This is a genomic window from Streptococcus suis, from assembly GCA_002831545.1.
GTDB lineage: Bacteria > Bacillota > Bacilli > Lactobacillales > Streptococcaceae > Streptococcus > Streptococcus suis_P.
Window position 1 is genome coordinate 695,890 of sequence record CP025095.1, and the last position, 26,570, is coordinate 722,459.

Below are 26,570 nucleotides of genomic sequence, written 5' to 3' on the forward strand. Positions count from 1 at the left end.
AAAAACTAACCTATAATAGATTTATGAAACTTACTATCGAACAAACGAAAGAATTAAAAACTTATTTGAAAGATAAAACCTATTCTCCATTTCATAGACGACTTCAAGTTATCTTGTTCAGAGCAGAAGGTCTTAGCTATAAGGAAATCACTAACCTCATCGGCTATTCAAAGTATACAATCTGGTCCTTACAGCGCAAGTACGAACTTGAGGGGATTTCAGCTCTAGTAAGAGAAACGCGAGGTGGACGGAACCGTCAATATTTAACCCTTCAAGAAGAGGAAGCGTTTCTAAAAGAACAGTTAACAGCCTCACTAAATGGCGAATTTGTGACGATAAACTCTCTCTATGAAGCTTATCAGAAACGGGTTGGACACCCTACGACCAAGGAAGGATTCTATGCCATTCTTAAACGCCATGGTTGGCGCAAAGTGACGCCAAGACCAGAACACCCTAAAAAAGCAGACGCCGAAACGATTCTAGCGTCTAAAAATAAAATCTTCATTCACGAAAACAGGAAAGCGCTTCAAGAATAGTCGTCGCTATCATAAAGTCAGGCTAATGTATCAAGATGAGGCGGGTTTCGGTTGGATCAGTAAAATTGGGAAGGCCTGGGCACCAAAAGGGGTGAGACCGCATGTACATAGTCACTATATTCGTGAGTATCGCTATTGCTATGGTGCTGTTGATGCCCATACAGGAGAGTCCTTCTTCATTATCGCTGGGGGCTGTAATACAGATTGGATGAATGTTTTTCTCAAACAACTATCTGAAGCTTATCCTGACGATTATATTTTATTAGTGATGGACAATGCCGTTTGGCATAAATCAAGTACCTTAGAGAAACCACATAATATTGGTTTTGAGTTTATTCCTCCCTATACTCCTGAAATGAATCCAATTGAACAAGTTTGGGCTGAGATTCGAAAGAGAGGGTTTAAGAATAAAGCTTTTAAAACACTAGACGATGTGATAAACAAGCTTCAAGAAGTAATACGAGAGTTAGATTGGTCTATTTTAAAACCAATTGTTAGTAGACAATGGTTTAAAAACACTTGACTGGTTTGCTTTTGATTTTTGTTGAGTATTAAGCAAGAGGAGGGTCGGAAAGCCCTGGCAATCCAAAATCGGAATCTTTGACGACTTTTGAAAGTCGTACTTGATGCATTTTCCTTGGCAATGAGAACAACGAGGACTGTCGTAATCTAGCTTTGCCCTGATTTCTAGATGGGTCTGATGTTTCAAAACGAAGAGAATTTTGATATTTTTGTCTTTGATTCCGATTAGTTCTGTGGTATGATAAAGCTGTTCCATATGAACCCTTTCTAATGAGTTGTTTAGTCGCTTTTCATTATAGGTCATATGGGACTTTTTTTCTACACTCAAAAAGGCTCTATAATCTCTACAGTGGATTTACCCACTACAGAAATTATAGAGCCAAATTCAGTTGGTGGAAAATTTTGGTATAATAATAGAAAAACTACCAAAGGAGAAGTTTCTTGCTAGAACATTCGATTGATATTCAATTAAAACACCCAGATGACCTATTTAGCCTCTTTGGGTCCAATGAACGCCATCTGCGCCTGATGGAACAAGAGCTTGGGGTGGTCATCCACGCTCGGACAGAAGTGGTGCAAATCATTGGCCAGGAAGCACAAGTAGAACAAGCTCGTCTGGTTATTCAGTCCCTCTTAGTCTTGGTCAATCGAGGTCTGGTCATCAATACGCCCGATGTGGTAACGGCAATTTCCATGGTCAAAAATGATGAGATTGAAAAATTCGTTGCCCTCTACGAAGAAGAGATCATCAAGGACAACTACGGCAAACCCATTCGCGTAAAGACTCTTGGTCAAAAACTCTATGTGGACAGCGTAAAGCGTCATGACATCGTGTTTGGAATTGGACCAGCTGGTACTGGTAAGACCTTCTTGGCGGTTACTCTAGCTGTAACAGCCCTCAAGCGGGGACAGGTCAAGCGGATTGTCCTAACCCGTCCTGCGGTCGAGGCGGGCGAAAGTTTAGGTTTTTTGCCAGGGGATTTGAAAGAAAAAGTAGATCCTTATTTGCGCCCGGTCTATGACGCCCTCTACCAGATTTTGGGCAAGGAGCAGACCACGCGCCTAATGGAGCGAGAGATTATTGAGATTGCACCGCTGGCCTATATGCGGGGTCGGACGCTGGAAGATGCCTTTGTCATCTTGGATGAGGCGCAAAATACCACCATTATGCAGATGAAGATGTTCCTGACCCGTCTGGGCTTTAATTCCAAGATGATTGTCAATGGGGATATTAGTCAGATTGACCTGCCACGCAAGGTTAAGTCAGGTTTAATTGATGCGACAGAGAAACTAAGCAAAATTCCACAGATTGATTTCGTACATTTTTCAGCCAAGGATGTGGTCCGCCACCCAGTCGTTGCCCAGATTATCAATGCCTATGAGCAGGAGGCTCTGGCTGCGGATAACCGAGCAAGTTTTGAAACGATTGGGGAGCTGAAGAAAGTGCAAGATGCGGAGGAGTAATTATTTTCTGCATCTTTGTCTGTCGAAATAGTTTGTGGAAAACAAATGAGGGAGTGACGCGTGATAAAACAAGGTCTACTGAGATTGGTTTTGCTTGGTTTTAGCTGTCTCTTAGCTGCCTGCGGTGGTCAGAAAATAGGAGATGACCAAGCACAAGTTGAAAAAGCAGAACCGACTATCCAAACTAATTTTTATCAAGCTATAAATAGGGACTGGTTAAATGGTGGTTGGTTATCAAGTGGTACACCATTCTACAATGAGTTTACAAGATTGCAAATGGAAGTAGATGAGCAATTAAAATCGGATTTTGACAAAATGGTAGCTGGTCAGCTAGAGCCTCAGTCTGAGGATTTAGTAGAATTTATCAAGTTGTATCAGCAAGGTCTTGATTTTACCAAAAGGGAAGAAGATGGTGTCAGAGTAGCTAGAATGATACTGGATGAAATGATGGGAATTACTACGTTTTCCGATTTGAAATCGCTTAGCCAAGATTGGATTCGTAAGGACTATCCATTGCCCTATGGTCTTGATGTGATTGCCAATCCACGAAACACATCTGAAAGAATGCTAATTTTGCTACCACCTCAGACGATTTTACCTGATAAGTCCTACTATGAAGACAGGACCGTTCGTGAGAAACTCATGGATTCTTACCGTATATCTGCGAGACATATTTTGGAAAAATGTGGCTACTCAGACGAGGAGGCCACTGCTTTGGTTGAAGGTGCCATTGCTTTTGACAATCGACTCGTTGACACTCTACCAGCTAGTGAGAATGTGCATAGTGATTGGGGACCTGTGAACGCAGAAGAACTTAGAACATTTTCAGAGGTTAAAAACTACTCTCCAGCTTTATCGATTGGAGAACAATTAGTAGGACTGGTGGGCTTGGAACCGGGGGAAGTTTATGTTTCTAATCCAAGCTATTTTGAACAATTATCCCAATTTATCAAGGAAGAAAATTTCTCAGAATATCGATCATGGGCTTTGGTTAGCCAAGCAATGAAGTTGGCTCCCTATTTGACTGGGGAAATCATGCAGACAGCAGGGAGATTTCATGCAGAAGTCCAAGGAGTTTCGGCCTCCTATCCAAATGATTACATGACTTATCTGGATGTGACTGGAATTTTCAAGGAAAGCTTGGGGGGTTATTATGGTCATAACTATGCCGATGAAACGGACTTACTTGCCATTCAGGAAATCGCTGAGGCAATCTCTAGGACTTATCAAGAAAGGATTCTAGCCAATAAATGGCTCAGTCAAGCCACCAAGCAAGCCGCAATTAAAAAATTAGAAAATATCACTTATCATATCGGCTATCCAAGGGAGTTGAGCGACTGGACCAAGTCATTAAAGGTGCGTGAAGACTTGTCTTATATTGAAAATGTTTTGGCTATTACGATTCAAGCTAGAACAGGTGTTTTCGAGCGTTATAGTCAGCCAATAGATAGACAAACTTGGGTTAGCAATGTATCGGCAAGTGAAGTAACAGCCGCCTATGCTCCTAGTCAGAATGCTATTTATATTCCGGCGGCTATTTTACAAGCTCCCTATTATGACAAAAATCAATCTGTAGCCGAGAATTATGGCGGGATTGGCAAAATTATCGCTCATGAGTTTGTTCATGCCTTTGATGCCACAGGAGCAAATTTTGATGAGACTGGTAGTCTAAAAGACTGGTGGACAGAGCGAGATAGACTAGCGTTTGAAGAAAAAAATCAAGTCCTAGTAGACTTGTTTGATGGTCTGGAAGTTTATGGTGGTAGAGTAGATGGTCACTTAACCTTGTCTGAAAATCTTGCGGATTTGGGAGGAATACAGATTTCCTTGGCTACGCTCAAAAAAGAAGAACCGTCAGCTAATCTAAAAGAATTTTTTGAGCACTATGCCCGTAGCCGTCGAGAAATGGTTGCGGTTGATTATGGCCGTTATCAACTTCAGGTAGACACACATTCTCCTGAGGAATTTCGGGTCAATCTCCAATTACAGCAAATAGATGATTTTTATAAAGTCTACCATATTCAAGAAGGAGACCCCATGTATAGGGCACCCGAAGAGAGACTGGTTATGTGGTAAATTAAAAACTGCCTGGTTCAATCAGAACTGGGCAGTACTTATTTTTACATTCTAAAAAATGGATTAAAATTTTTCTCATGTCCAACGCTGGTATTTTGACCATGACCTGGATGGACAGTGTAGTGGTTTGGCAGGGTAAAAATGTGTTCTCTGATACCTGCAATCAAGTCATCAAAGTTGCTGGTTGGCAGGTCTGTGCGTCCCACAGTTTCACGGAAAAGTGCGTCTCCAGTGATGACACATTCATCCTCTGGGAAGATAAAGGAAACACCACCAATAGAGTGCCCAGGTGTTGGAACTACCTTGAAATGAAAACCGTCAAACTGGTAGTCTTCTTGGTATTGGAAGATTTTTTCAGCAGGTCGGCAGACTACATTTCCCATATCATCATGACGAGGTAGACCTGATAGATTCATCTCAGGTGTAAATAGCCAGTCGGCCTCACTTTCAGCCACATAGACAGGCGGGAAATTGTAGGTCTCACGCAGGATGTCCAAACTCATAATATGGTCATAGTGAGTGTGAGTCAGGAGAATAGCCGCAATTGGTTTTCCGATTTTTTCGATAGTTGCTTGAATTTTTGTCCAGTCACTCCCAGGGTCAATGATAATCAGATGGGTATCATTTTCAAGGTAGTAGGTATTTTGAAAAGCGACAGGGTTGACAGATTTATGAATAAGCATGGCATTTCTCCTCACAGAAACAGTTTTTATATAAGTAGTCTAACAAAAAATTCCAACGACTTCATGGAATTTGTTTGAGGCTTTTTCCTTACGCTCTATTGTGCTATAATGAACAGTATGAAAGATACGCGAACAAGCAATCGGTATGCCGTTGTGGATTTGGAAGCAACAGGTACAGGTGCCGATGCAAAAATCATTCAAATCGGGATTGTTCTAGTTGAAAATGGAGAAATTATTGACAGCTATGCGACGGACATCAATCCCTATGAGCTACTGGATGACCATATCAAGAATCTGACAGGTATCACAGACCAACAATTGGAGCAGGCACCTGATTTTGGTCAGGTAGCAAGTACCATTTACGACATGATTGGAGATGCTATTTTTGTAGCGCATAATGTCAAATTTGATGCCAATCTCTTGGCAGAAGCACTCTTTTTTGAAGGTTATGAACTGTTGACACCGCGTGTAGATACGGTAGAATTATCACAGCTATTTTTCCCGACTTTTGAAAAATATAGCTTGGGAAACCTTGCAGAGCATTTGGAACTTGGTTTGGACCAGGCACACACGGCCATATCAGATGCCATGGCTACGGCTCGACTTCTTATCAAAATTCAAGAGAAAATCAAGAGTTTGCCTCGAACTGTTGTTGATAAAATTCTTGATTTGGCGGACAATCTGCTCTTTGAATCCCGGATGGTCATTGATGAGATGGTGCCTGTTCTGTCAGAAAATCTATCATACGATTTAGAATCTATTCATGACTTGGTCTTGAAAAAGCCAGAAGAAATCAAGTCAGCCTACCGATTATCTGAAGATTTTTCGACCAATATTGCCCTTCTCGGCTTGCATGAACGAAAAAAACAAACTGCTTTTGCTCAAGTAGTAGAAAAACGCTTGGTTGACGAAGAAAAAGTGCATTTTATTCAAGCGCAGGCAGGCTTGGGGAAGACTTACGGTTATCTACTACCCTTGCTTGCCAAGTCGGACCAGCCTCTCTTGGTCACCGTACCGACCAAGCTCCTTCAAGAGCAGATTATGGAAAAGGAAGGGAGCAAGCTGCAAGAGATTTTTCATATTTCCACAGTTTCGCTCAAGTCGCACAAGCATTTTATCAAGTTAGACAACTACTGGAAAACCCTGCAGAGGCAGGATGATAATCGCCTGGTCAATCAATTCAAAATGCAGGTGCTTGTCTGGTTATGCGAAACCACGACAGGTGATTTGGACGAACTAAAGCAGAAACAGCGCTATCAAGCCTATTTTGATGAGATTGCCCATGACGGAAATGTGGAACCAGAAAGTCTCTTCTGGGGCAGGGATTTTTGGCAGCGTTTGAACCAGCAAGCCTTATCCAGCCGGTTGCTCATCACCAACCACGCCTATTTCCTCAGTCATCTCAAGGATCAAGATCCACTGATGGATAATCGTTTGGTGGTCATCGACGAGGCCCAGAAATTCCTCTTGGCTGCTGAAAATCTGGCGACGGATTCTCAGGATTTGACAAGTATGTTACAAGTATTGCAAAGTAAAAAGGATAGAGCGACGACTATTTTGGACCAACGTTTGTATGAGTCGTGCCAGTTTGAACTCAACCACTTTTTGACCCGTTTTCGCCAGCATGGGCAGCGAGAAGTTTCAAAAGACGAACTGGGTCAAGTCAAGCAGAATCTGGCTGAGTTACAAGATGTTGACCTACAAGACCTGGACCAACTCCTTGATGTCTACGACCATTTTTGGCTGGAGGAAAAGTATCTTGAGGACAAGCGGATTGCTTATTTGCGGGGCTCCAAGGACAGTCTCTTGAATGTGGCTACTTATCTGCCAGATACTAAGATTTTCTGTATCAGCGCCACCTTGACCATCAGCAAAAAGGTCAGTCTGGCCGACCTTCTGGGCTTTGAGCAGGTTACCATGGACTTGCTTCCCACACAAGCAGTGCCCAACCAGCAGCTGCTTTTTCCGACCCATCTCCCCGACATCCTCGCTTGGACCAAGGAAGAGCACGCAGCCTATTTGGCTACTATTTTAGGAGAAATAGCAGAGCTGGGCCGACCGATTTTAGTTTTGTTTACCTCTATCTCACTGCTTATGCAGGTGTCGGATTTGTTAGAAGACAATAACATTCCCCACCTAGCCCAACACAAGCATGGACAGGAAATGACTCTCAAACGAAAATTTGAACGAGGAGAATGCCAGATCTTACTGGGTACAGGTGTCTTCTGGGAGGGAGTTGACTTTGCCAGTCAGGACCAATTGGTTCAGGTCATTACAAGGCTCCCATTCGATAATCCAAAGGACCGGTTTGTACAAAAAATCAATCACCATCTGCGTGAAGAAGGGAAAAATCCTTTTTACGATTACAGCTTGCCAATGATGATGATTAAGTTAAAACAAGTCATCGGACGTACCAATCGGCATGACAAACAAGATTCACTAGTCTTGGTTTTGGACCCGCGTGTTCACACCAAACGCTATGGACAGCAAATTCTCTCCTTCTTTGAGGACGTATATACTGTTTTGAAACCAAAAGAGGTAGAAATTCAAGAGACGGTAAAAGATTTTTTTGAATAAGCAAAAGGGAGCGACAAGGTTCCCTTTTTGTTTTAACACCGAACTAAAATGGATGTGTTTTTTGTGAACATCTCACTAAATGTATACCCTTGCACTCTACTGAATAACATTGATTTTCTTTATGATTAAAATATGGTATAATTTTCCAAATATTAGTTTTTGTGAGAAGAGATTATGACAGAAAGAACAATTGTATTTAAGGTTGGAACGAGTTCTCTGACGCAAGAAAATGGGAGTTTGGACCGTATCAAAATCGCTCGGATTACCAATCAGTTGGCACAGTTGCACCAGAAAGGCTACCAGATTGTACTGGTGACTTCAGGCTCGATTGCTGCTGGTTTTCGGAGATTGGGATTTGACAAGCGACCGACCAAGATTGCGGAGAAGCAGGCTTCTGCGGCTGTTGGACAAGGTTTGCTGATTGAGGAATACACGCAAAATCTAATGAAGGACGGCATCGTATCGGCTCAGATTTTGCTGACCCAGGATGATTTTGCGGATGCTAGACGCTATCAGAATGCCTCTCAGGCCTTGCAGGTCTTGCTGAAGCAGCGTGCTATTCCAATTATCAACGAAAATGATACCATTGCCATTGAGGAGATTAAGGTAGGGGACAATGATACTTTATCTGCCCAAGTGGCTTCTCTCTTGAAAGCGGACCTCTTGGTACTTTTGACGGATGTGGATGGGCTTTACACGGCCAATCCCAACAGCGATCCGACTGCCCAGCACTTGCCTGAAATCAAGGAAATTACGGAAGATTTATTTGCCATGGCAGTAGGAGCTGGCTCGTCCAACGGAACAGGTGGCATGACCACCAAATTGCAGGCGGCCCAGATTGCGACCAAGTCAGGCGTGCCCGTCTTTATCTGCTCTTCAAAAGAGGATACCGCCCTCTTACAGGCGGTCACCCAAGCCAACCGTGGCACTCTCTTTTTAGCAGATGACCATGCCATGAACCAACGCAAGCAGTGGATGGCCTTCTATGCTCGGACAGATGCAGCAGTTGAGGTGGATGCTGGTGCGGTTGACGCCATGCTGCACCAGGGGCGCAGTTTGTTGGCTACTGGTGTCAAAGCCTTCGAAGGAGACTTTGAAGTGGGGCAGGTCGTAGAGGTTTATAGCCAAGCAGATCACCGCTTGATTGGCAAGGGCCGCGTCAAATTGTCCTCCAAGGACTTGCAGGACCAGTTGGCAAATGGCAGAGCAGAGGGCGTGTTTATTCACCGCAACGATTGGGTAAGCCTATAGGAGAAAAATATGACAACAACACAAGCATTATTAGATAGTTTATTGGCGCACAAGGCTTCTATCAACTTAGCGACAACAGAACAGAAAAACCAGGCCCTATCAGCAATGGCAGACCAGTTGGTTGCCCAAACGGAGGCAATTTTAGCAGGTAATGCCATCGATATGGAAAATGCCCAAGGTAAAATCAGCCAAGTTATGCAGGACCGATTGCTCCTGACAGCTGAGCGGATTGAAGCTATGGCTGATGGTATTCGTGCCTTGATTGGCTTGCCAGATCCTGTCGGATTAGTCATGGAAGAATCCACTAGGGCAGACGGCTTGAACATTCGCAAGAAATCCATTCCCTTTGGTTTGGTGGGGATGATTTACGAAAGCCGACCAAACGTGACTTCAGATGCCGCTGCCTTGGCCATCAAAAGTGGCAACGCAGTTATCTTGCGTGGAGGCAAGGAATCCTTTCATTCGGCCCAGGCTATTGTCACAGCCCTCAAGGCTGGTTTGGAAGAAGTTGGCCTATCACCTAAGGTCATCGAACTAGTCCAAGATACCAGCCGAGCCTCTGCGACGGAATTGATGACTGCCAAAGGCAAAATTGACCTCTTGGTACCACGTGGTGGTGCAGGGCTCATTCAGGCCGTTGTGGAAAACGCAACAGTGCCAGTCATTGAAACAGGCACAGGTATCTGCCATGTCTATGTAGATAAGGATGCGGACTTGGACAAGGCTCTGCAGATTGTGGTCAATGCCAAAACCAGTCGCCCATCTGTATGTAATTCGGCTGAAGTCTTGCTAGTTCATGAAGCAATTGCTAGCCAGTTCCTACCACGCTTGGAAGAAACTCTTTCTGGTCAGGTGGAATTGCGGGCTGACAGTCAGGCACAGACTCTTCTCAACCAATCCACACCAGCAGGCGAGCAAGATTTTGACACGGAATTTCTGGACTATATCTTGGCTGTCAAGGTCGTTTCAAATGTAGAAGAGGCTATCAGTCATATCGCTCAACACTCGACTGGACACAGCGAGGCCATTGTGACGGAAAACAGCCAAACGGCAGATCGTTTCACACTCCATGTAGATTCGGCAGCAGTCTATGTCAATGCCTCGACCCGCTTCACAGACGGTGGCGAGTTCGGTCTGGGCTGTGAATTGGGCATTTCTACTCAGAAGATGCATGCTCGTGGTCCAATGGGCCTGCGTGAAATGACCACTTACAAGTACATCATCACAGGCGACGGCCACATTCGTTAGGAGGACAAGATGAAGATTGGATTTATCGGACTGGGCAACATGGGAGCGGCTCTGGCCCAAGCGGTCAGCCAGCAGCCAGATACCCAGCTCCTCCTCAGCAACCACAACCCAGCAAAAGCCCAGGCTCTACAAGTTCAGCTGGGCGGTCAGCTTTTTTCTAATGGACAAATAGCAGAGCAGGCCGAGATTATTTTCCTTGGGGTCAAGCCTCACCTGATTCAGACAGTCTTGTCAGGCTTGCAGGACCAGATTAGCCAGAATCCATCAGCTATCTGGATTTCCATGGCAGCAGGAGTGACCCTCGACAGCCTGGCAGAATTTGTGTCGGCTGATAAACTCATTCGTATCATGCCCAACACACCAGTCGCTATCGGCCAAGGCATGACGACCTATAGCTTGGTCAATCAAGAGCTCGCTCCGCTATTGGAACAAATCCTAGAAAAATCAGGCAAGGTCCAGCAGGTGCCAGAGAGTCTGATCGACGCAGCAACGGCTATCGCAGGCTGCGGACCAGCCTTTGTCTATCAGATGATTGAGGCCCTGACTGATGCCGGGGTGCAAAACGGGCTCACGGCTCAAGATGCCAAGGTTTTGGCGGCCCAAACCTTGGCTGGAACTGCTCAGATGGTCTTGAATAGCGACAAGCACCCAGCCCAGCTGAGACAGGAAGTGACCTCGCCAGGCGGCTCGACTATCGCAGGCGTGGTAGCTCTTGAAAAAGAAAGCTTCCGTTACGCCATTATTAAGGCAGTCGCCGCCGCCCTCAAAAAGACTAGAAAATTAGGCAAAAAATAGAAGACAGCAAAAAACGGGACTTTTAATCCCGTTTTGTTTTTTCCTTGATCCATTGACTGACGTTGGACAGGGTTTTGCTTTGCTCTGCCTTGCGTTTTTGTTCCTGGACAAAATCTGCAAAGCTTTGCTTGACGCCGTCCTTTTGAACCTTGTCCTGCAAATCATGCCATTTCTTTTTAAGGTTGCTGGAAGTCCGTTCGTAGTAGTCTTCAAGGATTTCTTCCTTGGACTTGTAATTGCGATAGAAAGCATTGCGAGAAACTCCCGCTTTTCGTACCAATTCAGATACCGAAATTTGCTTGAGCTCCTTTTTCTCTAGGAGAAATAGCAGAGCAGTTTCTATTGATTCCTTAGTCAGTTGATTTGCTTCTTTATTTGATTGATAGAGGTTTTTCAAAGATTGGGGTGAAATTTTACGACCTGCCATAGTTTTCCTTTTCCGAGTGTCACATCTGAAAGAAAATGCTTTCAGATGGTGTAGTTTAATGATATAATTGTAAGTAAATAGAGATTTATTGTCAAATAAAAAAGTAAAATTGGAAATGAGAATATTATGACAAAATGGAAAATTGTTGCAGATTCGGGCTGCGACTATCGTCAATTAGCCAATCTAGCTCCGGACACTGAATTTATTAGTGTGCCACTTACCATCCAAGTTGGAGAACAAGCATTTGTTGATGATGCAAGCTTAGATATTGATCACATGATGGAGGTGATGGAAGCATCTAAGTCTGCAGCGGGGTCGGCGTGTCCAAGTCCGCAGGCTTATCAGGCAGCTTTTGAGGGAGCTGAGAACATTATCGTTGTGACGATTACAGGTGGGCTATCTGGTAGTTTTAATGCGGCACGTGTAGCTAGGGATATGTATATCGAAGAGCATCCGAATGTCAATATCCATTTGATAGATAGTTTGTCAGCCAGTGGGGAAATGGATTTACTTGTTGACGAAATCAATCGCTTAATTGGTGCAGGACTAGATTTTCCACAAGTAGTAGAAGCGATAACTCACTATCGGGAACACAGTAAGCTCCTCTTTGTTTTAGCGAAGGTTGATAATCTTGTTAAGAATGGAAGACTGAGCAAATTGGTAGGCACTGTCGTTGGTCTTCTCAATATCCGTATGGTTGGTGAGGCAAGCGCTGAAGGAAAATTAGAGTTGCTTCAAAAGGCGCGTGGTCATAAGAAATCTGTGACAGCAGCCTTTGAAGAAATGAAAAAAGCAGGTTATGATGGTGGTCGAATTATCATGGCCCACCGCAACAATGCTAAGTTCTTCCAACAATTCTCAGAGTTGGTAAAAGCAAGTTTTCCAACGGCTGTTATTGACGAAGTTGCAACATCAGGTCTATGCAGTTTTTATGCTGAAGAAGGTGGACTTTTGATGGGCTATGAAGTGAAAGCGTGATTCACAGAGTAATACTCAATGAAAATCAAAAGTAGCCTAGGAAACGAAGTCGAAGATAGAACTCTGTTACTATCTTATTTCAAGGTAACAGGCTGAAAACCTCCACTGGAGCTTTTCACTCATCAAGGCAAGTTGACAACGGATAATTTTGATTTTCGAAGAGTATAACAATTTTGGAATGTAGTTTCCACTATATAGAATAATCCCCCTCGTCTTTTAAGTTCGAGGGGATTGTTTGTATGAGACTATTGGATTTCATTCATTCAAACATCTTACGAATTGCTCCAGTTTATCTGCAAAATCTTGTTCAAAGAAGATCTGTAAGAAATCAGCTTTCTGTCCGCTGAAATAATAACACTTTTCAAACATATGTTGGATGCTAGGAGAAAGAATCCCCTTGCTTAGCTGAAAGGTCACGCTCCCTTTGGAAATTCGATACGGGATGTTCAAAGCGTATTTCTCTAAACAATCTTTTATTTTATTCCACTGAGCGTGATAAATGTGATGAAGATGCTGTGTGTTCCGTGCAAACATACCGTTATCAATGTAGAGCGAGAGAGCTTTTTGCATGATAAGATTGGTATCGTAGTCGATTAGACTTTTATGTTTGATGAAGGTATCATGTAGCTGATTAGGAAGGCTGATTGCACCGATTCGGAGGGCAGGAAAGAGCGTCGGTGTAAAAGATTTTATGTAGATGACACGATTATCTGTATCAAGATAGTGTAAAGGTAGGCTATGACTAGAGTCGAAATCCGCCAAATAGTCATCCTCAATGATGTAGACATCGTATTGCTTTGCTAATTTTACGATAGCTGTTTTTGTTGCTATATCATAGTTTGAACCGAGAGGGTTGTGCAAGCGAGGAATTGTGTAGAAAAACTTGATTTTTCCAGTTTGGAAGATACTTTCCAATTCTTCTAGGTCAATTCCATCTAAATCCCGTTCAATTGTTTGATAGGGGATTCCTTGATGTCGAATGAGCTCTATCATTCGTGAATAGGTAGGGTTCTCTATCAAGATTTCCGTTTTTCCAGCCCAGGTTTCCATTTGTGTGAGAATATATAGAGCTTGTTGACTACCAGCTGTGATAACCAGTTGGTCTTTTTTTGTATAGACATGATAGTCCATTAACAGACTTTGAACGGAGGAAATCAATTCTGCTAATCCCTCTTGCTGGTGATAGTAGTTGAATAGGTAATTTTCCCGCCCAATAAGACTTTCGTTTAGACAAATCCGAAAATCTTCATAGGGTAATTCTTGAAAGTCTGCAGGATTGAGCTCTACAGTATGGTCTTGGAAATCTCTATCTTCTAAGATATAATAACCGCTTTTTTCGACAGCGTAGATCTTATTTTGGTACTTTAATTCCAACATAGCCTTTTGGACAGTGTCTTTGCTACAATGATATTGCTCACTGAGTTGACGGATAGAAGGTAATTTCTCTCCACGTTTGAATCGATGTTCCTCTATTCCAGTCAAAATATCTTGGATGATAACTTGATATTTTTTCATCTAGGCCCCCTTTTTATAGACTATGTTACTAGCTAGTATATAGGAAAAATTGAAGAAAGACAATATCTGGATGGGGTTGAGTTTCAGGAATTAAGCTACTCTATGGTATAATTAAGTGATGAAAATAATTATACCTAATGCAAAAGAAGTAAATACAAATTTAGAGAATGCCTCGTTTTATCCCCTGTCTGATCGAAGTAAGCCGGTGCTGGATGCCATAAGTCAATTTGATGTAGAAAAGATGGCTGCCTTTTATAAATTGAATGAAGCAAAGGCTGAGTTAGAAGCTGACCGTTGGTATCGAATCAAGACAGGTCAAGCAAAAACCTATCCAGCCTGGCAGTTATATGATGGTCTTATGTATCGTTATATGGATAGGCGAGGTATAGATTCGAAAGAAGAAAATTATCTGCGTGACCATGTTCGTATAGCGACAGCCTTATACGGATTGATTCATCCTTTTGAATTCATTTCACCTCACCGCTTAGATTTTCAAGGGAGCTTAAAGATAGGCAATCAGTCTTTGAAACAGTACTGGCGACCGTATTATGACCAAGAAGTTGGTGATGATGAACTGATTCTCTCACTGGCTTCGTCAGAATTTGAGCAGGTGTTTTCTCCACAGTTTCAGAAAAGATTAGTTAAAATTCTTTTCATGGAAGAAAAAGCAGGTCAGCTAAAAGTTCACTCGACTATATCAAAAAAAGGTAGAGGAAGATTGCTGTCCTGGTTGGCTAAGAACAATATTCAGAAATTATCGGACATTCAAGATTTTAAGGTGGATGGCTTTGAATATTGTACTTCCGAATCAACGGCAAACCAACTTACCTTCATACGATCAATCAAAATGTGAAATTATGAAAAAGATAACGTTTTCCAGCACTAAGTAAGGATAGGAAAATATTAATTTCTATGATATAATGGGTGCGTTATAAGTAAAAGTCTAGGAAGGTTGTTTATGAAAAAGAGAAGCGGACGAAGTAAGTCGTCCAAGTTCAAATTGGTAAATTTTGCGCTTTTGGGACTTTATGCCATTACTCTATGTTTGTTCTTAGTGACCATGTATCGCTATAACATCCTAGATTTCCGGTATTTAAACTATATTGTGACGCTTTTGCTAGTAGGAGTGGCAGTATTGGCTGGATTATTGATGTGGCGTAAGAAAGCGCGCATATTTACAGCGCTCTTACTTGTTTTTTCACTAGTCATCACGTCTGTTGGAATCTATGGAATGCAAGAAGTTGTAAAATTTTCAACACGACTAAATTCAAATTCGACATTTTCAGAATATGAAATGAGCATTCTTGTCCCTGCAAATAGTGATATTACAGATGTTCGTCAGCTTACGAATGTTCTTGCTCCAGCCGAATACGACCAAGATAACATCACCGCTTTGTTGGATGACATATCCAAAATGGAATCTACTCAACTAGCAACTAGCCCCACAACCTCTTACCTGACAGCATATCAATCTATGTTGAATGGTGAGAGTCAAGCGATGGTCTTCAACGGAGTTTTTAGCAATATTTTAGAAAATGAAGACCCAGACTTTTCTTCAAAAGTGAAAAAAATATATAGTTTCAAAGTGACTCAGACTGTTGAAACAGCAGTCAAACAAGCGAGTGGGGACAGCTTCAATATCTATATCAGTGGTATTGATACCTACGGTCCAATTTCATCTGTTTCGCGTTCCGATGTCAATATCATTATGACTGTCAATCGTGCGACACATAAGATTTTATTGACAACTACTCCACGAGATTCATACGTTGCTATCGCAGATGGTGGGCAAAATCAATACGATAAACTAACACATGCTGGAATTTATGGTGTGAACGCCTCCGTGCACACCTTAGAAAATCTTTATGGTATTGACATTAGTAACTATATCCGACTCAACTTTACTTCCTTCTTACAGTTGATTGATTTGGTTGGTGGTATTGATGTTGAAAATACCCAAGAATTTACAAGCGGAGGGTATAATTTCCCGGTTGGGACAGTGCATCTAGATGCAGAGCAAGCGCTAATCTTTGTTCGTGAGCGGTATTCGTTGGCTAATGGTGATAATGATCGCGGTCAAAACCAAGAAAAAGTCATTGCAGCCCTCATAAAAAAATTGAGTTCACCAGATAATCTAGCGAATTATCAAGCTATTCTAACTGGTTTGGAAGGATCTATCCAAACAGATTTGAGCTTAGAAACGATTATGGGCTTGGTAAATACCCAATTAGAATCAGGAACACAATTTACAGTAGAGTCACAAGCATTGACAGGAACAGGACGCTCAGATTTATCTTCTTATGCGATGCCTGGATCACAACTTTATATGATGGAAATTAACCAAGACAGTCTGGAGCAAGCAAAGGCAGCGATTCAGTCAGTATTGGATGGAAATTAAAAAATAGGAGAAAATATGAACAACCAAGAAGTAAATGCAATCGAAATCGATGTTTTATTCTTACTAAAAACAATTTGGAGAAAGAAATTTTTAATTCTCTTAACTGCAGTGTTGACTGCGGGGTTGGCATTTGTCTACAGTAGCTTTTTAGTGGCACCTCAATATGATGCGACAACTCGTATCTATGTAGTAAGCCAAAATGTAGAAGCTGGTGCCGGGTTGACCAACCAAGAGTTACAAGCAGGTACCTATTTGGTAAAAGATTATAAGGAAATTATTCTATCACAAGATGTACTGACGCAGGTAGCTACAGAGTTGAACTTGAACGAGAACTTAAAAGAAAAGGTTTCAGTTTCTATTCCTGTTGATACTCGTATCGTTTCTATCTCCGTGCGTGATGCGGATCCAAATGAAGCGGCACGTATTGCAAATAGCCTTCGCACCTTTGCAGCGCAAAAGATTGTTGAGGTCACTAAAGTAAGCGATGTGACAACACTTGAAGAAGCAGTCCCAGCGGAAGAACCAACCACTCCGAATATAAAACGCAATATCTTGCTTGGTTTATTAGCTGGAGGTATCTTGGCAACGGGAATTATCTTGGCTATGGAAGTTTTGGATGACCGTGTCAAACGCCCTCAGGATATTGAAGAGGTAATGGGCTTGACCTTGCTTGGTGTAGTACCAGATTCGAAGAAATTGAAATAGGAGAACAATATGGCAACGTTAGAAATTGCGCGTACAAAAAGAGAGATAGTAAATAAAACCGAGGAGTATTTCAATGCCATCCGTACCAACATTCAGCTTAGCGGAGCGGATATTAAGGTTGTTGGCATTACCTCTGTTCAATCAAATGAAGGTAAGAGTACAACTGCGGCTAGTCTCGCTATTGCCTATGCTCGTTCAGGTTATAAGACCGTTTTGGTGGATGCAGATATCCGAAATTCAGTCATGCCTGGTTTCTTCAAGCCAATTACAAAGATTACAGGCTTGACGGATTACCTAGCAGGGACAACAGACTTGTCTCAAGGATTATGCGATACAGATATTCCAAACTTGACCGTCATTGAGTCAGGAAAGGTTTCTCCCAACCCTACTGCCCTTTTACAAAGTAAGAATTTTGAAAATCTACTTGCGACTCTTCGTCGCTATTATGATTATGTTATCGTTGACTGTCCACCATTAGGACTGGTAATTGATGCAGCTATCATTGCACAAAAATGTGATGCGATGGTTGCAGTAGTAGAAGCAGGCCATGTTAAGCGCTCATCTTTGAAAAAAGTAAAAGAGCAGTTGGATCAAACAGGCACACCGTTCTTAGGCGTTATCTTGAACAAATATGATATTGCCAATGAGAAGTATAGTGAATACGGAAACTACGGACATTACGGCAAAAAAGCTTAATTTCTCAGATAATATAAGTTTGATAAGTAGGTATTAGTATGATTGATATTCATTCGCATATCATATTTGGTGTGGATGACGGTCCCGAAACTATTGAAGAGAGCCTGAGTTTGATAGGCGAAGCTTATCGTCAAGGTGTTCGCTATATCGTAGCGACATCTCATAGACGAAAAGGGATGTTTGAAACACCAGAAAAAGTTATCATGACTAACTTTCTTCAACTTAAAGCAGCAGTAGCAGAAGTTTATCCTGAAATACGATTGTGCTATGGTGCTGAATTGTATTATAGTAAAGATATCTTAAGCAAACTTGAAAAAAAGAAAGTACCCACACTTAATGGCTCGCGCTATATTCTCTTGGAGTTCAGTATGAATACTCCCTGGAAAGAGATTCAAGAAGCAGTGAATGAAGTGACGCTACTTGGGCTAACTCCCGTACTTGCCCATATAGAACGATATGATGCCCTAGCGTTTCATGCAGAGAGAGTAGAAGAGTTAATTGACAAGGGATGCTATACTCAGGTAAATAGTAACCATGTGCTGAAGCCCGCTTTAATTGGCGATCGAGCAAAAGAATTTAAAAAACGTACTCGGTATTTTTTAGAGCAGGACTTAGTACATTGTGTTGCTAGCGATATGCATAATTTATATAGTAGACCTCCGTTCATGAGTGATGCTTATAAGTTAATAACAGAGGAATTTGGCAAAGATAAAGCGAAAGCGTTGCTGAAAAAGAATCCTCTTATGCTATTAAAAAACCAGGCGATTTAAACTGGTTACTCTAGATTGTGGAGAAAAAATGGATTTAGGAACTGTTACTGACAAACTGTTAGAGCGCAACAGTAAACGATTGATACTCATGTGCATGGATACGTGTCTTCTTATAGTTTCCATGATTTTGAGCAGGCTGTTTTTGGATGTTATTATTGACATACCAGATGAACGCTTTATTCTTGCAGTTTTATTTGTTTTAATATTCTACCTGATTATCTCAGTTAGACTAAAGGTTTTTTCGTTAATTACGAGGTATACTGGATATCAAAGTTATGTGAAAATAGGACTGAGTTTGATATCCGCTTATTCATTATTTTTAATCATTTCAATGATTCTATGGCAGACCTTTAGTTATCGTTTCATCTTAGTGTCCTTATTTTTGTCGTATGTAATGCTCATTACTCCGAGGATTGTTTGGAAAGTCTTACATGAGACGAGAAAAAATGTCATTCGAAAGAAGGATAGCCCACTAAGAATCTTAGTAGTAGGTGCTGGAGATGGTGGGAATATCTTCATCAATACCGTCGAAGATCGAAAATTGAATTTTGAAATTGTCGGTATAATTGATCGTGATCCAAATAAACTTGGAACATTTATCCGTACCGCTAAAGTTTTAGGAAACCGTAATGATATTCCACGATTGGTAGAGGAATTAGCTGTTGACCAAGTGACGATTGCCATCCCTTCTTTAAATGGTAAGGAGCGAGAGAAGATTGTTGAAATCTGTAACACTACAGGAGTGACCGTCAATAATATGCCGAGCATTGAAGACATTATGGCGGGGAACATGTCTGTCAGTGCCTTTCAGGAAATTGACGTAGCAGACCTTCTTGGTCGACCAGAGGTTGTTTTGGATCAGGATGAATTGAATCAGTTTTTCAAAGGGAAAACAATCCTTGTCACAGGAGCAGGTGGCTCTATCGGTTCAGAGTTATGTCGTCAAATTGCTAAGTTTATGCCTAAACGCTTGATGTTGCTTGGACATGGAGAAAATTCAATCTATCTCATTCATCGAGAGTTACTGGAAAAGTACCAAGGTAAGATTGAGTTGGTCCCTCTCATTGCAGATATTCAAGATAGAGAATTGATTTTTAGCATAATGGCTGAATATCAACCCGATGTTGTTTATCATGCTGCAGCACATAAGCATGTTCCTTTGATGGAATACAATCCACATGAAGCAGTGAAGAATAATATTTTTGGAACGAAGAATGTGGCTGAGGCGGCTAAAACTGCAAAAGTTGCCAAATTTGTTATGGTTTCAACAGATAAAGCTGTTAATCCGCCAAATGTTATGGGAGCGACTAAACGTGTTGCAGAAATGATTGTAACAGGTTTAAACGAGCCAGGTCAGACTCAATTTGCGGCAGTTCGTTTTGGGAATGTTCTAGGTAGTCGTGGCAGTGTTGTGCCGCTATTCAAGGAACAAATTAGAAAAGGTGGACCTGTTACGGTCACCGACTTTAGGATGACTCGTTATTTCATGACGATTCCTGAGGCAAGTCGTTTGGTTATACAAGCTGGACATTTGGCAAAAGGTGGAGAAATCTTTGTCTTGGATATGGGCGAGCCTGTACAAATTCTGGAATTGGCAAGAAAAGTTATTCTGCTGAGTGGTCATACTGAGGAAGAAATCGGGATTGTAGAATCTGGAATCAGACCAGGCGAGAAACTCTACGAGGAATTACTATCAACAGAAGAACGTGTCAGCGAACAGATTTATGAAAAAATATTTGTGGGTCGCGTTACAAATAAGCAATCGGACATTGTCAATTCATTTATCAATGGATTACTCCAAAAAGATAGAAATGAATTAAAAGATGTGTTGATTGAATTTGCAAAACAAGAATAAAGAAAGTAAAAGATATTTTTACTTTCCTAGAGTTTAAACGATGTTTAAATTCTAGGAAGGTTGAAAAACTTTCCAGAGGTAAGATATGCTAGGTCATAGGTTAGTAAGAGAAAAAGAAAATAGGATCAAAGGTGGTCTTTACCATAAGGTTCAGATAGAGCTGGCTTTCAACTCAAACCATATAGAGGGGAGTCAACTGACGCATGACCAGACACGGTATATCTATGAGACCAATACGATTGGTTTTGAAGAAAATTCAACCATAAAGGTGGATGATATTATCGAAACGACCAATCATTTTACGGCTTTTGATTTTCTCTTAGACAGCTTTCAAGATGATTTGAATGAAACTTGGATAAAGGAGATTCATGCTATTTTGAAGAGAGGAACCTCTGATTCTCGGAAGTCATGGTTTCAAGTCGGAGACTATAAATTATACCCAAATGAAGTCGGCGGTCGTGAAACGACTCTACCCGAGCATGTGGAGTCAGATATGCAAGAATTGCTTAGAAATTATCATGCTCTATCATCTACTTCCTTTGAGGATATTCTTGACTTTCATGTTCGATTTGAACGCATCCATCCCTTCCAAGATGGTAACGGACGAGTAGGTCGATTGATTATGTTCAAAGAATGTCTTAAACATGGACATATCCCCTTTATCATCGGAGATGACATGAAGTATTTTTACTATCGTGGCTTAGCCGAGTGGGGAGAACAGAATGGTTTCTTGCTGGATACTTGTCTAGCAGCACAAGATAGATTTAAGCAATATTTGGAGTATTTTAGGGTTGAGGATTAAGGATTAAGGAGATTGGAATGTATCCGATTATTAAGCGTATTTTATCTGTTATTATTTCAGGGTGTTCCATTATTGTTTTAAGTCCAGTTCTATTATTAGTTTCACTGGCAATCAAACTGGATTCAAAAGGTCCAGTACTATTTAAACAAAAACGAGTTGGTAAGAATAAGAAATACTTCATGATTTATAAGTTCCGTTCAATGTATGTGGATGCGCCAAGTGATATGCCAACTCATTTATTAAAAGATCCGAATGCTATGATTACTAAAGTAGGAGGCTTTCTTCGAAAAACGAGTTTAGATGAGCTTCCGCAACTATTTAACATTTTAAAAGGTGAAATGGCTATTGTCGGACCCAGACCAGCATTGTGGAATCAATATGACCTTATTGAAGAACGTGATAAGTACGGGGCAAATGATATCCGACCTGGATTAACTGGTTGGGCTCAAATTAATGGTCGTGATGAATTGGAAATCGATGAGAAGTCAAAATTGGATGGATATTATGTTCAAAATATGAGTCTAGGGTTGGATATTAAATGTTTCTTTGGAACTTTCCTTAGTGTTGCTAAGAGCGAAGGAGTAGTCGAAGGCGGAACGGGGCAGAAAGGAAAGTAATGAAAAGAGTATTGATAACAGGAGCAAACTCATATATCGGGACATCTTTCGAAAAATATGTTTTGGAAAAAGGTATTGATTTTGAAATAGATACCTTGGATTTATTAGAGCCTAACTGGAAAGACTACGATTTTTCAGGGTATGATTCTGTTTTTCATGTTGCAGGGATAGCACATTTTTCTAAAGACGAAAGTAAAAAAGAACTATATTATAAAGTAAATACTGAACTAACTGAGCATGTTGCGAAGATTGCTAAGCAAGCAGGTGTTGGTCAGTTTATATTTATGAGTAGCATTATCGTTTATGGTGATAGTACGAGTGGGGAACGAGTTATAACTAAGGATACCCAACCTGCACCTTCTGACTTTTATGGCGACAGTAAATTGCAAGCTGAACAGAGACTGGAAAAGTTAGTGGGCGATAATTTTAGAGTTGTCATTCTCAGACCACCGATGATTTATGGTAAAGGTTCTAAGGGAAATTATCCTAAATTATCAAAAGTAGCTCAGAAAACTCCAATTTTTCCAAAAATTTCGAATTCAAGAAGCATGTTGCATATCGATAATCTTTGCGAATTTGTTAAACAAGTTATCAAGTTGGAATTGAGTGGTGTGTATTGTCCACAAAATTCAGAATATGTTAATACTTCTGAATTAGTTAAAGCTATAGCTGAAGTACATGGAAAGAAAGTATGTTTGACAAAAATATTTAACCCAATCATAAAGTTTTTCTTCCATTTAGATACAGTGAAAAAAGTATTTGGAAATCTTACTTATAATCAATCACTGAGTCAATATGAATTTGAGTATCAAATTGTAGATTTTAATGAATCCATTAGGTTGACAGAGGGGTACTTATGAAAATTGTAATTGTAAATTGCTTTGACACATATGAACACAGAGTCGACCTCTTGCTTGCTTATTTTTTATCTAGGGGAGACGAAGTTTCAGTTATAGCCTCAAATTTTAGGCACATTGATAAGGTAAAAAGATTTGATAAAAAGAAACATTATACTTTTGTTGACGCTATTCCTTACCGTAAGAATTTATCTTATACGCGTTTAAAGTCACACTGGAAGATAGCAAAACAAATTTTTTCAGAATTGCCTTGTGATATAGATTTACTGTGGGTGCTTGTTCCCCCTAACTCATTTGTAAAGCAAGCAGCAGAATATAAGAAAAGAAATCCTTGCACCAAATTAGTGTTTGATATTATTGATATGTGGCCGGAAACAATACCGGCCAACAAATTTAAGAATTTCTTTTTGTTAAAATTCTGGGGCAACATTAGAGATTCCTATTTGAAGTATTCTGATTATGTTGTGACGGAGTGTGGTCTTTATCAGACTAAACTACCATTAGAGAATTTCGGAAATAGAATCTCAACTCTTTACTTATCTTTTGGTGATGTTAATATCGCTCGAGATAATTCTTTATTAAATTTGAGTGGAAAAGAAATAGTTTTATGTTATCTTGGTTCGATGAACAATATTGTTGATATAAATATTATTTCAAATATAATCGCTTCGCTTTCTATGAAATACGCTGTTACACTTCATCTAGTAGGCGATGGTGAAAAGAAAGAAAATTTGCTTTCGTTACTTAAATCCCAAAAGATTAAAATAATCGATCATGGAAAGATATTTGATCAAGAAGTTAAATCCCAAATTTTAAGTAAGTGTCATTTTGGATTGAACATAATGAAGAAGGAAGTGTTTGTTGGGTTAACGATGAAGAGTTTGGATTATTTAAAAAATGGTCTGCCTCTTATTAATAATTTAAAGGGGGATACGTGGGGATTTGTAGAGAGGGACGGTATAGGAATAAACACTGAGGATGGAGTAATTACTGCAGAAGTACTTACTGATTATTTTGAAAAATATTATCATATTCAGTCTTTTTATAGTAATCACTTTTCGGAACAAAAATTTTATTCGGATTTAAGTTTAATTATGAAGAAAATAGAGTGTGACTAATGAATAGAAGTTCTAATTATAACATGATAGAAAAAATAGAAAACTTGTTTTTTTTAATCCTGACTAAATTGCTCTTCAAATCTGCAAGACTTATTCGATTTCCGGTTTATCTACGAGGAGGTCAATATATGGACCTTGGAAATCAGTTAACCTTGGGAAGATACTGTAGATTTGATGTGCTTGGAAATCATAAATCTAAGAAACTCATTTTCGGAAGAAATGTTTGCATAGGAGACCATGTTAGGATTTCTTGTGTTGAAAAAATTGAAGTTGGTAACGATGTTTTGATTGGTTCAAGAGTGCTAATAATCGATAATTCTCACGGAAATTATGCGGGGGAAAATCAAGATAGTCCATTAGTACCTCCGAATCATAGAGGAGTGCACTCCTCTCCAATTTTAATAGGGGATAATGTTTGGATTGGTGAGGGAGTTGTTATTCAAAAAGGAGTGACTATTGGTAGTGGAAGTATTATCGCAGCAAATACTGTTATAACGAAAAATGTTCCTTCAAATTGTATTGTTGCAGGACTTCCGGGAAAAGTGATAAAGGAATATAATTTTGAAAAGAGAGTATGGATTTAAGTATGAGTGAAAATAATATTTGTAATAAACCAAAATTTTCTATCATTGTTCCTGTTTATAATGTTGAATCAACTATATCACGATGTCTAGATAGTATTTTAAATCAGACATATGAAGATTATGAAGTTATTTTAATTAATGATGGTTCAACAGATTCTAGTTTAGACATTTGTAATCAATACAAAAGTATTGACAGACGTATAAAAGTTTTTACTAAAATTAACGGTGGTTTAAGCTCTGCAAGAAATACAGGGATAACTTATGCAATTGGAGACTATCTCTGTTTTGTTGATAGCGATGATTGGATAGCCAATGATATGTTACAACATTTTGAAGTATTGCTGAAAGAACACCAACCAGATATCATATCCACATCGTATAAAATTACAAAAAAAATAACAGATTCTGAAATTGATACTAGCTTAGTTAATACCAAAATAATGACTAGGACGGAAGCTTTAGAATATTTTTTATTTGAGGGAATGAATAGTCGAGTATCTGATTATCCAGTTTGGATAAAGTGTTACAAAAAAGAATTGTTTAGGAATATCAAATTTCCAATGGGTGTTCTATATGAAGATTATGCAACAAATATTAGATTGATAAAAAAAACAAAAAAGTATGTAAAAAGCTCAAAAATCTGTTATTTTTATTATCAAGGTGGCAGTAGCATAGTTCGAAGCGGATTTAAGTATAAGGACAGTGACCTAATTCATCAAAGTATGCTTGTAGAAAAACTTGTTAGTGGGGAATCATTGCTTTGTCAAAAGTTTGCAAAGGAAAAGACGGCACGTTCATATTTTTCTTTATTACTAAAGATTGCAGTTTATGGATTTGATGAATCAGTGAGTGCCAGTGTTCAAAAAGAACTTGTCAAAAATTTTTCAAAACAAGTTCGTACTCATTTAAAGTTATTGTTGAGGTCATCTATGCCATTGAATCGTAAATTATTGATGTTATTAATGTGTATTGACTATAGGTTGCTATTGCCATTAAGAATAGGAGTAAAAAAATGAATGTTATGTTTGTTTCTAGTTCATTAACAGGAGGGGGAGCAGAACGTGTCATATCCGTTATAGCAAATGAATTTTCTAAAATTCCTGCTATAGATAACATAACTTTAGTTTCAATTATTGAAGATAAAGTCTCTTATGAATTGAACAAACAAATTAAATATATTCCATATAAGGGTATTAATGAAAATAAACTGATTCGAGTCATAAAACGTTTCTCATTTTTACGTAAAACGATTATAAAAGAAAAACCAGATGTAATCATATCATTTGCTACACAGGTTAACATTTATTCAATAGTGGCTAATCTCGGTTTAAAAACTAAAGTAATTATTTCCGAGAGGAATGACCCTAATAGAGATCCTATTCAAAGCACAGTTAGGAAAATCCGAGATCAAGTATATAAATTATGTGATGGAGCAGTATTTCAAACTACAGATGCAATGAATTATTTTGAAAAGGTGGGTAGATTTCCTAGAACAGTGATATTAAATCCATTGAAAGCAAATTTACCAGAGCCATACGAAGGGATAAGAGAGAGTAGAATTGTTACGGTTGCTAGATTACATCCAGCAAAAAATTTACCTTTATTGATAAGTAGTTTTAAAAACATCATTAGAAAGTTTCCGAACCTTACTCTTGAAATATATGGAGAAGGAGAGGAGAAAAATCATTTAATAGAATTAGTTAAGACTAAAGGAATTACAGAGAGGGTATTTTTTAAAGGTTTTAGTAATTCAATACATAATGATATAAATGCGGCTGCTTGTTTTGTTTTGTCATCAAACTATGAGGGCATGTCAAATGCAATGCTTGAATCACTTGCGTTGGGTATTCCGACTATATGTACAGATTGTCCGATAGGGGGTGCTCGAATGGTAATTGATCATATGGAAAATGGTTTGTTATTTCCTGTTGGAAATCAAGAAAAATTAGAACAATATTTAGAATTAATTCTTGAGGATTTTTCGTTAAGAGAAAAATTTAAAGAAAATTCTATAAAAATAAGAGAGAGGTTGTCGTCAGAAAAAATATCAAAACAATGGTTCGAATTTGTAAAGTTAATATTGACAGAGTAGAAAA

Annotated in this window: 24 protein-coding genes and 1 pseudogene; 21 read left to right on the forward strand and 4 right to left on the reverse strand. The window is 39.8% G+C overall.

Translation table 11 applies throughout. The features are described 5' to 3' along the window. Positions 1 to 23: 23 nt before the first annotated feature. Positions 24 to 1,059 (forward strand): IS630 family transposase gene (locus CWM22_03465; GenBank protein AUC91034.1). Its coding sequence is split into 2 segments (ribosomal slippage): positions 24 to 520 and positions 519 to 1,059, totalling 1,038 coding nucleotides; the frame shifts between segments, so codons are not numbered across the junction. Positions 1,060 to 1,089: 30 nt separating this feature from the next. On the opposite strand, the pseudogene CWM22_03470 reads toward CWM22_03465, so the two are convergent. Then, positions 1,090 to 1,314, reverse strand: a pseudogene (locus CWM22_03470) (ISL3 family transposase). Between the two features lie 185 nt (positions 1,315 to 1,499). Between CWM22_03470 and CWM22_03475 the strand changes: the two are divergent. Both CWM22_03475 and CWM22_03480 read left to right on the forward strand, forming a co-directional pair. Next, positions 1,500 to 2,522 carry a phosphate starvation-inducible protein PhoH gene (locus CWM22_03475; GenBank protein AUC91035.1) on the forward strand — a complete coding sequence of 341 codons (1,023 nt, stop codon included), beginning with the start codon at positions 1,500 to 1,502 and terminating at the stop codon, positions 2,520 to 2,522. A gap of 60 nt (positions 2,523 to 2,582) precedes the next feature. Further along, positions 2,583 to 4,598 carry a hypothetical protein gene (locus CWM22_03480; GenBank protein AUC91036.1) on the forward strand — a complete coding sequence of 672 codons (2,016 nt, stop codon included), beginning with the start codon at positions 2,583 to 2,585 and terminating at the stop codon, positions 4,596 to 4,598. A 44-nt stretch (positions 4,599 to 4,642) separates the two neighbouring features. Here CWM22_03480 and CWM22_03485 read toward each other — a convergent pair whose 3' ends face one another. Next, positions 4,643 to 5,281 carry an MBL fold metallo-hydrolase gene (locus CWM22_03485; GenBank protein AUC91037.1) on the reverse strand — a complete coding sequence of 213 codons (639 nt, stop codon included), beginning with the start codon at positions 5,279 to 5,281 and terminating at the stop codon, positions 4,643 to 4,645. Positions 5,282 to 5,389: 108 nt separating this feature from the next. On the opposite strand from CWM22_03485, the gene CWM22_03490 reads away from it, so the two are divergent. The 4 genes from CWM22_03490 to proC all read left to right on the forward strand — a co-directional run bounded on the left by CWM22_03490 (position 5,390) and on the right by proC (position 11,152). Further along, positions 5,390 to 7,858: a bifunctional DnaQ family exonuclease/ATP-dependent helicase gene (locus CWM22_03490; GenBank protein AUC91038.1), complete on the forward strand. Its 2,469-nt coding sequence runs from the start codon at positions 5,390 to 5,392 to the stop codon at positions 7,856 to 7,858. A gap of 174 nt (positions 7,859 to 8,032) precedes the next feature. Further along, entirely contained in the window at positions 8,033 to 9,109 is a 1,077-nt protein-coding gene (locus CWM22_03495; protein ID AUC91039.1) for a glutamate 5-kinase, read from the forward strand. 9 nt (positions 9,110 to 9,118) lie between these two features. Further along, positions 9,119 to 10,357, forward strand: a complete 1,239-nt coding sequence (locus CWM22_03500) for a glutamate-5-semialdehyde dehydrogenase (protein ID AUC91040.1) — start codon at positions 9,119 to 9,121, stop codon at positions 10,355 to 10,357. A 9-nt stretch (positions 10,358 to 10,366) separates the two neighbouring features. Next, a complete protein-coding gene (gene proC, locus CWM22_03505; protein AUC91041.1) occupies positions 10,367 to 11,152 on the forward strand; it encodes a pyrroline-5-carboxylate reductase in 786 nt (261 codons plus the stop codon). A gap of 22 nt (positions 11,153 to 11,174) precedes the next feature. Here the strand turns inward: proC and CWM22_03510 are convergent, their stop codons facing one another. Then, positions 11,175 to 11,579: a TetR/AcrR family transcriptional regulator gene (locus tag CWM22_03510; protein AUC91042.1), complete on the reverse strand. Its 405-nt coding sequence runs from the start codon at positions 11,577 to 11,579 to the stop codon at positions 11,175 to 11,177. Between the two features lie 126 nt (positions 11,580 to 11,705). On the opposite strand from CWM22_03510, the gene CWM22_03515 reads away from it, so the two are divergent. Beyond that, a complete protein-coding gene (locus tag CWM22_03515; protein ID AUC91043.1) occupies positions 11,706 to 12,557 on the forward strand; it encodes a fatty acid-binding protein DegV in 852 nt (283 codons plus the stop codon). A 255-nt stretch (positions 12,558 to 12,812) separates the two neighbouring features. Here the strand turns inward: CWM22_03515 and CWM22_03520 are convergent, their stop codons facing one another. Continuing rightward, on the reverse strand, positions 12,813 to 14,072 hold the full coding sequence (locus CWM22_03520) for a PLP-dependent aminotransferase family protein (protein AUC91044.1): 1,260 nt from the start codon (positions 14,070 to 14,072) through the stop codon (positions 12,813 to 12,815). A gap of 118 nt (positions 14,073 to 14,190) precedes the next feature. Between CWM22_03520 and CWM22_03525 the strand changes: the two genes are divergently transcribed. The 13 genes from CWM22_03525 (at position 14,191) to CWM22_03585 (ending at position 26,566) form a co-directional block, all read left to right on the forward strand. Next, positions 14,191 to 14,925 (forward strand): peroxide stress protein YaaA, encoded by a 735-nt coding sequence (locus CWM22_03525; protein ID AUC91045.1) that lies wholly within the window; start codon positions 14,191 to 14,193, stop codon positions 14,923 to 14,925. A gap of 105 nt (positions 14,926 to 15,030) precedes the next feature. After that, positions 15,031 to 16,470 carry a LytR family transcriptional regulator gene (locus CWM22_03530; GenBank protein ID AUC91046.1) on the forward strand — a complete coding sequence of 480 codons (1,440 nt, stop codon included), beginning with the start codon at positions 15,031 to 15,033 and terminating at the stop codon, positions 16,468 to 16,470. 15 nt (positions 16,471 to 16,485) lie between these two features. Further along, entirely contained in the window at positions 16,486 to 17,175 is a 690-nt protein-coding gene (locus CWM22_03535; GenBank protein ID AUC91047.1) for a capsular biosynthesis protein CpsC, read from the forward strand. 9 nt (positions 17,176 to 17,184) lie between these two features. Then, positions 17,185 to 17,871, forward strand: a complete 687-nt coding sequence (locus tag CWM22_03540; GenBank protein ID AUC91048.1) for a tyrosine protein kinase — start codon at positions 17,185 to 17,187, stop codon at positions 17,869 to 17,871. A gap of 38 nt (positions 17,872 to 17,909) precedes the next feature. Continuing rightward, positions 17,910 to 18,641, forward strand: a complete 732-nt coding sequence (locus CWM22_03545; GenBank protein ID AUC91049.1) for a tyrosine protein phosphatase — start codon at positions 17,910 to 17,912, stop codon at positions 18,639 to 18,641. A gap of 28 nt (positions 18,642 to 18,669) precedes the next feature. Continuing rightward, positions 18,670 to 20,496 carry a polysaccharide biosynthesis protein gene (locus CWM22_03550; protein AUC91050.1) on the forward strand — a complete coding sequence of 609 codons (1,827 nt, stop codon included), beginning with the start codon at positions 18,670 to 18,672 and terminating at the stop codon, positions 20,494 to 20,496. An 85-nt stretch (positions 20,497 to 20,581) separates the two neighbouring features. Further along, positions 20,582 to 21,298: a cell filamentation protein Fic gene (locus tag CWM22_03555; protein ID AUC91051.1), complete on the forward strand. Its 717-nt coding sequence runs from the start codon at positions 20,582 to 20,584 to the stop codon at positions 21,296 to 21,298. A gap of 17 nt (positions 21,299 to 21,315) precedes the next feature. Further along, the gene (locus CWM22_03560; GenBank protein AUC91052.1) at positions 21,316 to 21,915 is read left to right on the forward strand and encodes a lipid carrier--UDP-N-acetylgalactosaminyltransferase; all 600 of its coding nucleotides are present in this window, start codon (positions 21,316 to 21,318) and stop codon (positions 21,913 to 21,915) included. After that, positions 21,915 to 22,775 (forward strand): NAD-dependent epimerase, encoded by an 861-nt coding sequence (locus CWM22_03565; protein AUC91053.1) that lies wholly within the window; start codon positions 21,915 to 21,917, stop codon positions 22,773 to 22,775. Before CWM22_03560 ends, CWM22_03565 begins: the two co-directional genes overlap by 1 nt. Then, on the forward strand, positions 22,772 to 23,890 hold the full coding sequence (locus tag CWM22_03570; GenBank protein AUC91054.1) for a hypothetical protein: 1,119 nt from the start codon (positions 22,772 to 22,774) through the stop codon (positions 23,888 to 23,890). The genes CWM22_03565 and CWM22_03570 overlap by 4 nt, the downstream gene beginning before the upstream one ends. Before the next feature lie 23 nt (positions 23,891 to 23,913). Further along, entirely contained in the window at positions 23,914 to 24,474 is a 561-nt protein-coding gene (locus tag CWM22_03575; GenBank protein AUC92833.1) for an acetyltransferase, read from the forward strand. Next, entirely contained in the window at positions 24,465 to 25,490 is a 1,026-nt protein-coding gene (locus CWM22_03580; protein ID AUC91055.1) for a hypothetical protein, read from the forward strand. The genes CWM22_03575 and CWM22_03580 overlap by 10 nt, the downstream gene beginning before the upstream one ends. Further along, positions 25,487 to 26,566, forward strand: a complete 1,080-nt coding sequence (locus tag CWM22_03585) for a glycosyltransferase family 4 protein (GenBank protein AUC91056.1) — start codon at positions 25,487 to 25,489, stop codon at positions 26,564 to 26,566. The genes CWM22_03580 and CWM22_03585 overlap by 4 nt, the downstream gene beginning before the upstream one ends. Positions 26,567 to 26,570: the final 4 nt, after the last annotated feature.

What these genes read in the sequence shown, in the direction of transcription:
- CWM22_03485 (AUC91037.1), bottom strand. Translation starts at nt 5,281, where the DNA reads ATGCTTATTCATAAATCTGTCAACCCTGTCGCTTTTCAAAATACCTAC.
- CWM22_03490 (AUC91038.1), top strand. Translation starts at nt 5,390, where the DNA reads ATGAACAGTATGAAAGATACGCGAACAAGCAATCGGTATGCCGTTGTG.
- CWM22_03495 (AUC91039.1), top strand. Translation starts at nt 8,033, where the DNA reads ATGACAGAAAGAACAATTGTATTTAAGGTTGGAACGAGTTCTCTGACG.
- CWM22_03500 (AUC91040.1), top strand. Translation starts at nt 9,119, where the DNA reads ATGACAACAACACAAGCATTATTAGATAGTTTATTGGCGCACAAGGCT.
- proC (AUC91041.1), top strand. Translation starts at nt 10,367, where the DNA reads ATGAAGATTGGATTTATCGGACTGGGCAACATGGGAGCGGCTCTGGCC.
- CWM22_03510 (AUC91042.1), bottom strand. Translation starts at nt 11,579, where the DNA reads ATGGCAGGTCGTAAAATTTCACCCCAATCTTTGAAAAACCTCTATCAA.
- CWM22_03515 (AUC91043.1), top strand. Translation starts at nt 11,706, where the DNA reads ATGACAAAATGGAAAATTGTTGCAGATTCGGGCTGCGACTATCGTCAA.
- CWM22_03520 (AUC91044.1), bottom strand. Translation starts at nt 14,072, where the DNA reads ATGAAAAAATATCAAGTTATCATCCAAGATATTTTGACTGGAATAGAG.
- CWM22_03525 (AUC91045.1), top strand. Translation starts at nt 14,191, where the DNA reads ATGAAAATAATTATACCTAATGCAAAAGAAGTAAATACAAATTTAGAG.
- CWM22_03530 (AUC91046.1), top strand. Translation starts at nt 15,031, where the DNA reads ATGAAAAAGAGAAGCGGACGAAGTAAGTCGTCCAAGTTCAAATTGGTA.
- CWM22_03535 (AUC91047.1), top strand. Translation starts at nt 16,486, where the DNA reads ATGAACAACCAAGAAGTAAATGCAATCGAAATCGATGTTTTATTCTTA.
- CWM22_03540 (AUC91048.1), top strand. Translation starts at nt 17,185, where the DNA reads ATGGCAACGTTAGAAATTGCGCGTACAAAAAGAGAGATAGTAAATAAA.
- CWM22_03545 (AUC91049.1), top strand. Translation starts at nt 17,910, where the DNA reads ATGATTGATATTCATTCGCATATCATATTTGGTGTGGATGACGGTCCC.
- CWM22_03550 (AUC91050.1), top strand. Translation starts at nt 18,670, where the DNA reads ATGGATTTAGGAACTGTTACTGACAAACTGTTAGAGCGCAACAGTAAA.
- CWM22_03555 (AUC91051.1), top strand. Translation starts at nt 20,582, where the DNA reads ATGCTAGGTCATAGGTTAGTAAGAGAAAAAGAAAATAGGATCAAAGGT.
- CWM22_03560 (AUC91052.1), top strand. Translation starts at nt 21,316, where the DNA reads ATGTATCCGATTATTAAGCGTATTTTATCTGTTATTATTTCAGGGTGT.
- CWM22_03565 (AUC91053.1), top strand. Translation starts at nt 21,915, where the DNA reads ATGAAAAGAGTATTGATAACAGGAGCAAACTCATATATCGGGACATCT.
- CWM22_03570 (AUC91054.1), top strand. Translation starts at nt 22,772, where the DNA reads ATGAAAATTGTAATTGTAAATTGCTTTGACACATATGAACACAGAGTC.
- CWM22_03575 (AUC92833.1), top strand. Translation starts at nt 23,914, where the DNA reads ATGATAGAAAAAATAGAAAACTTGTTTTTTTTAATCCTGACTAAATTG.
- CWM22_03580 (AUC91055.1), top strand. Translation starts at nt 24,465, where the DNA reads ATGGATTTAAGTATGAGTGAAAATAATATTTGTAATAAACCAAAATTT.
- CWM22_03585 (AUC91056.1), top strand. Translation starts at nt 25,487, where the DNA reads ATGAATGTTATGTTTGTTTCTAGTTCATTAACAGGAGGGGGAGCAGAA.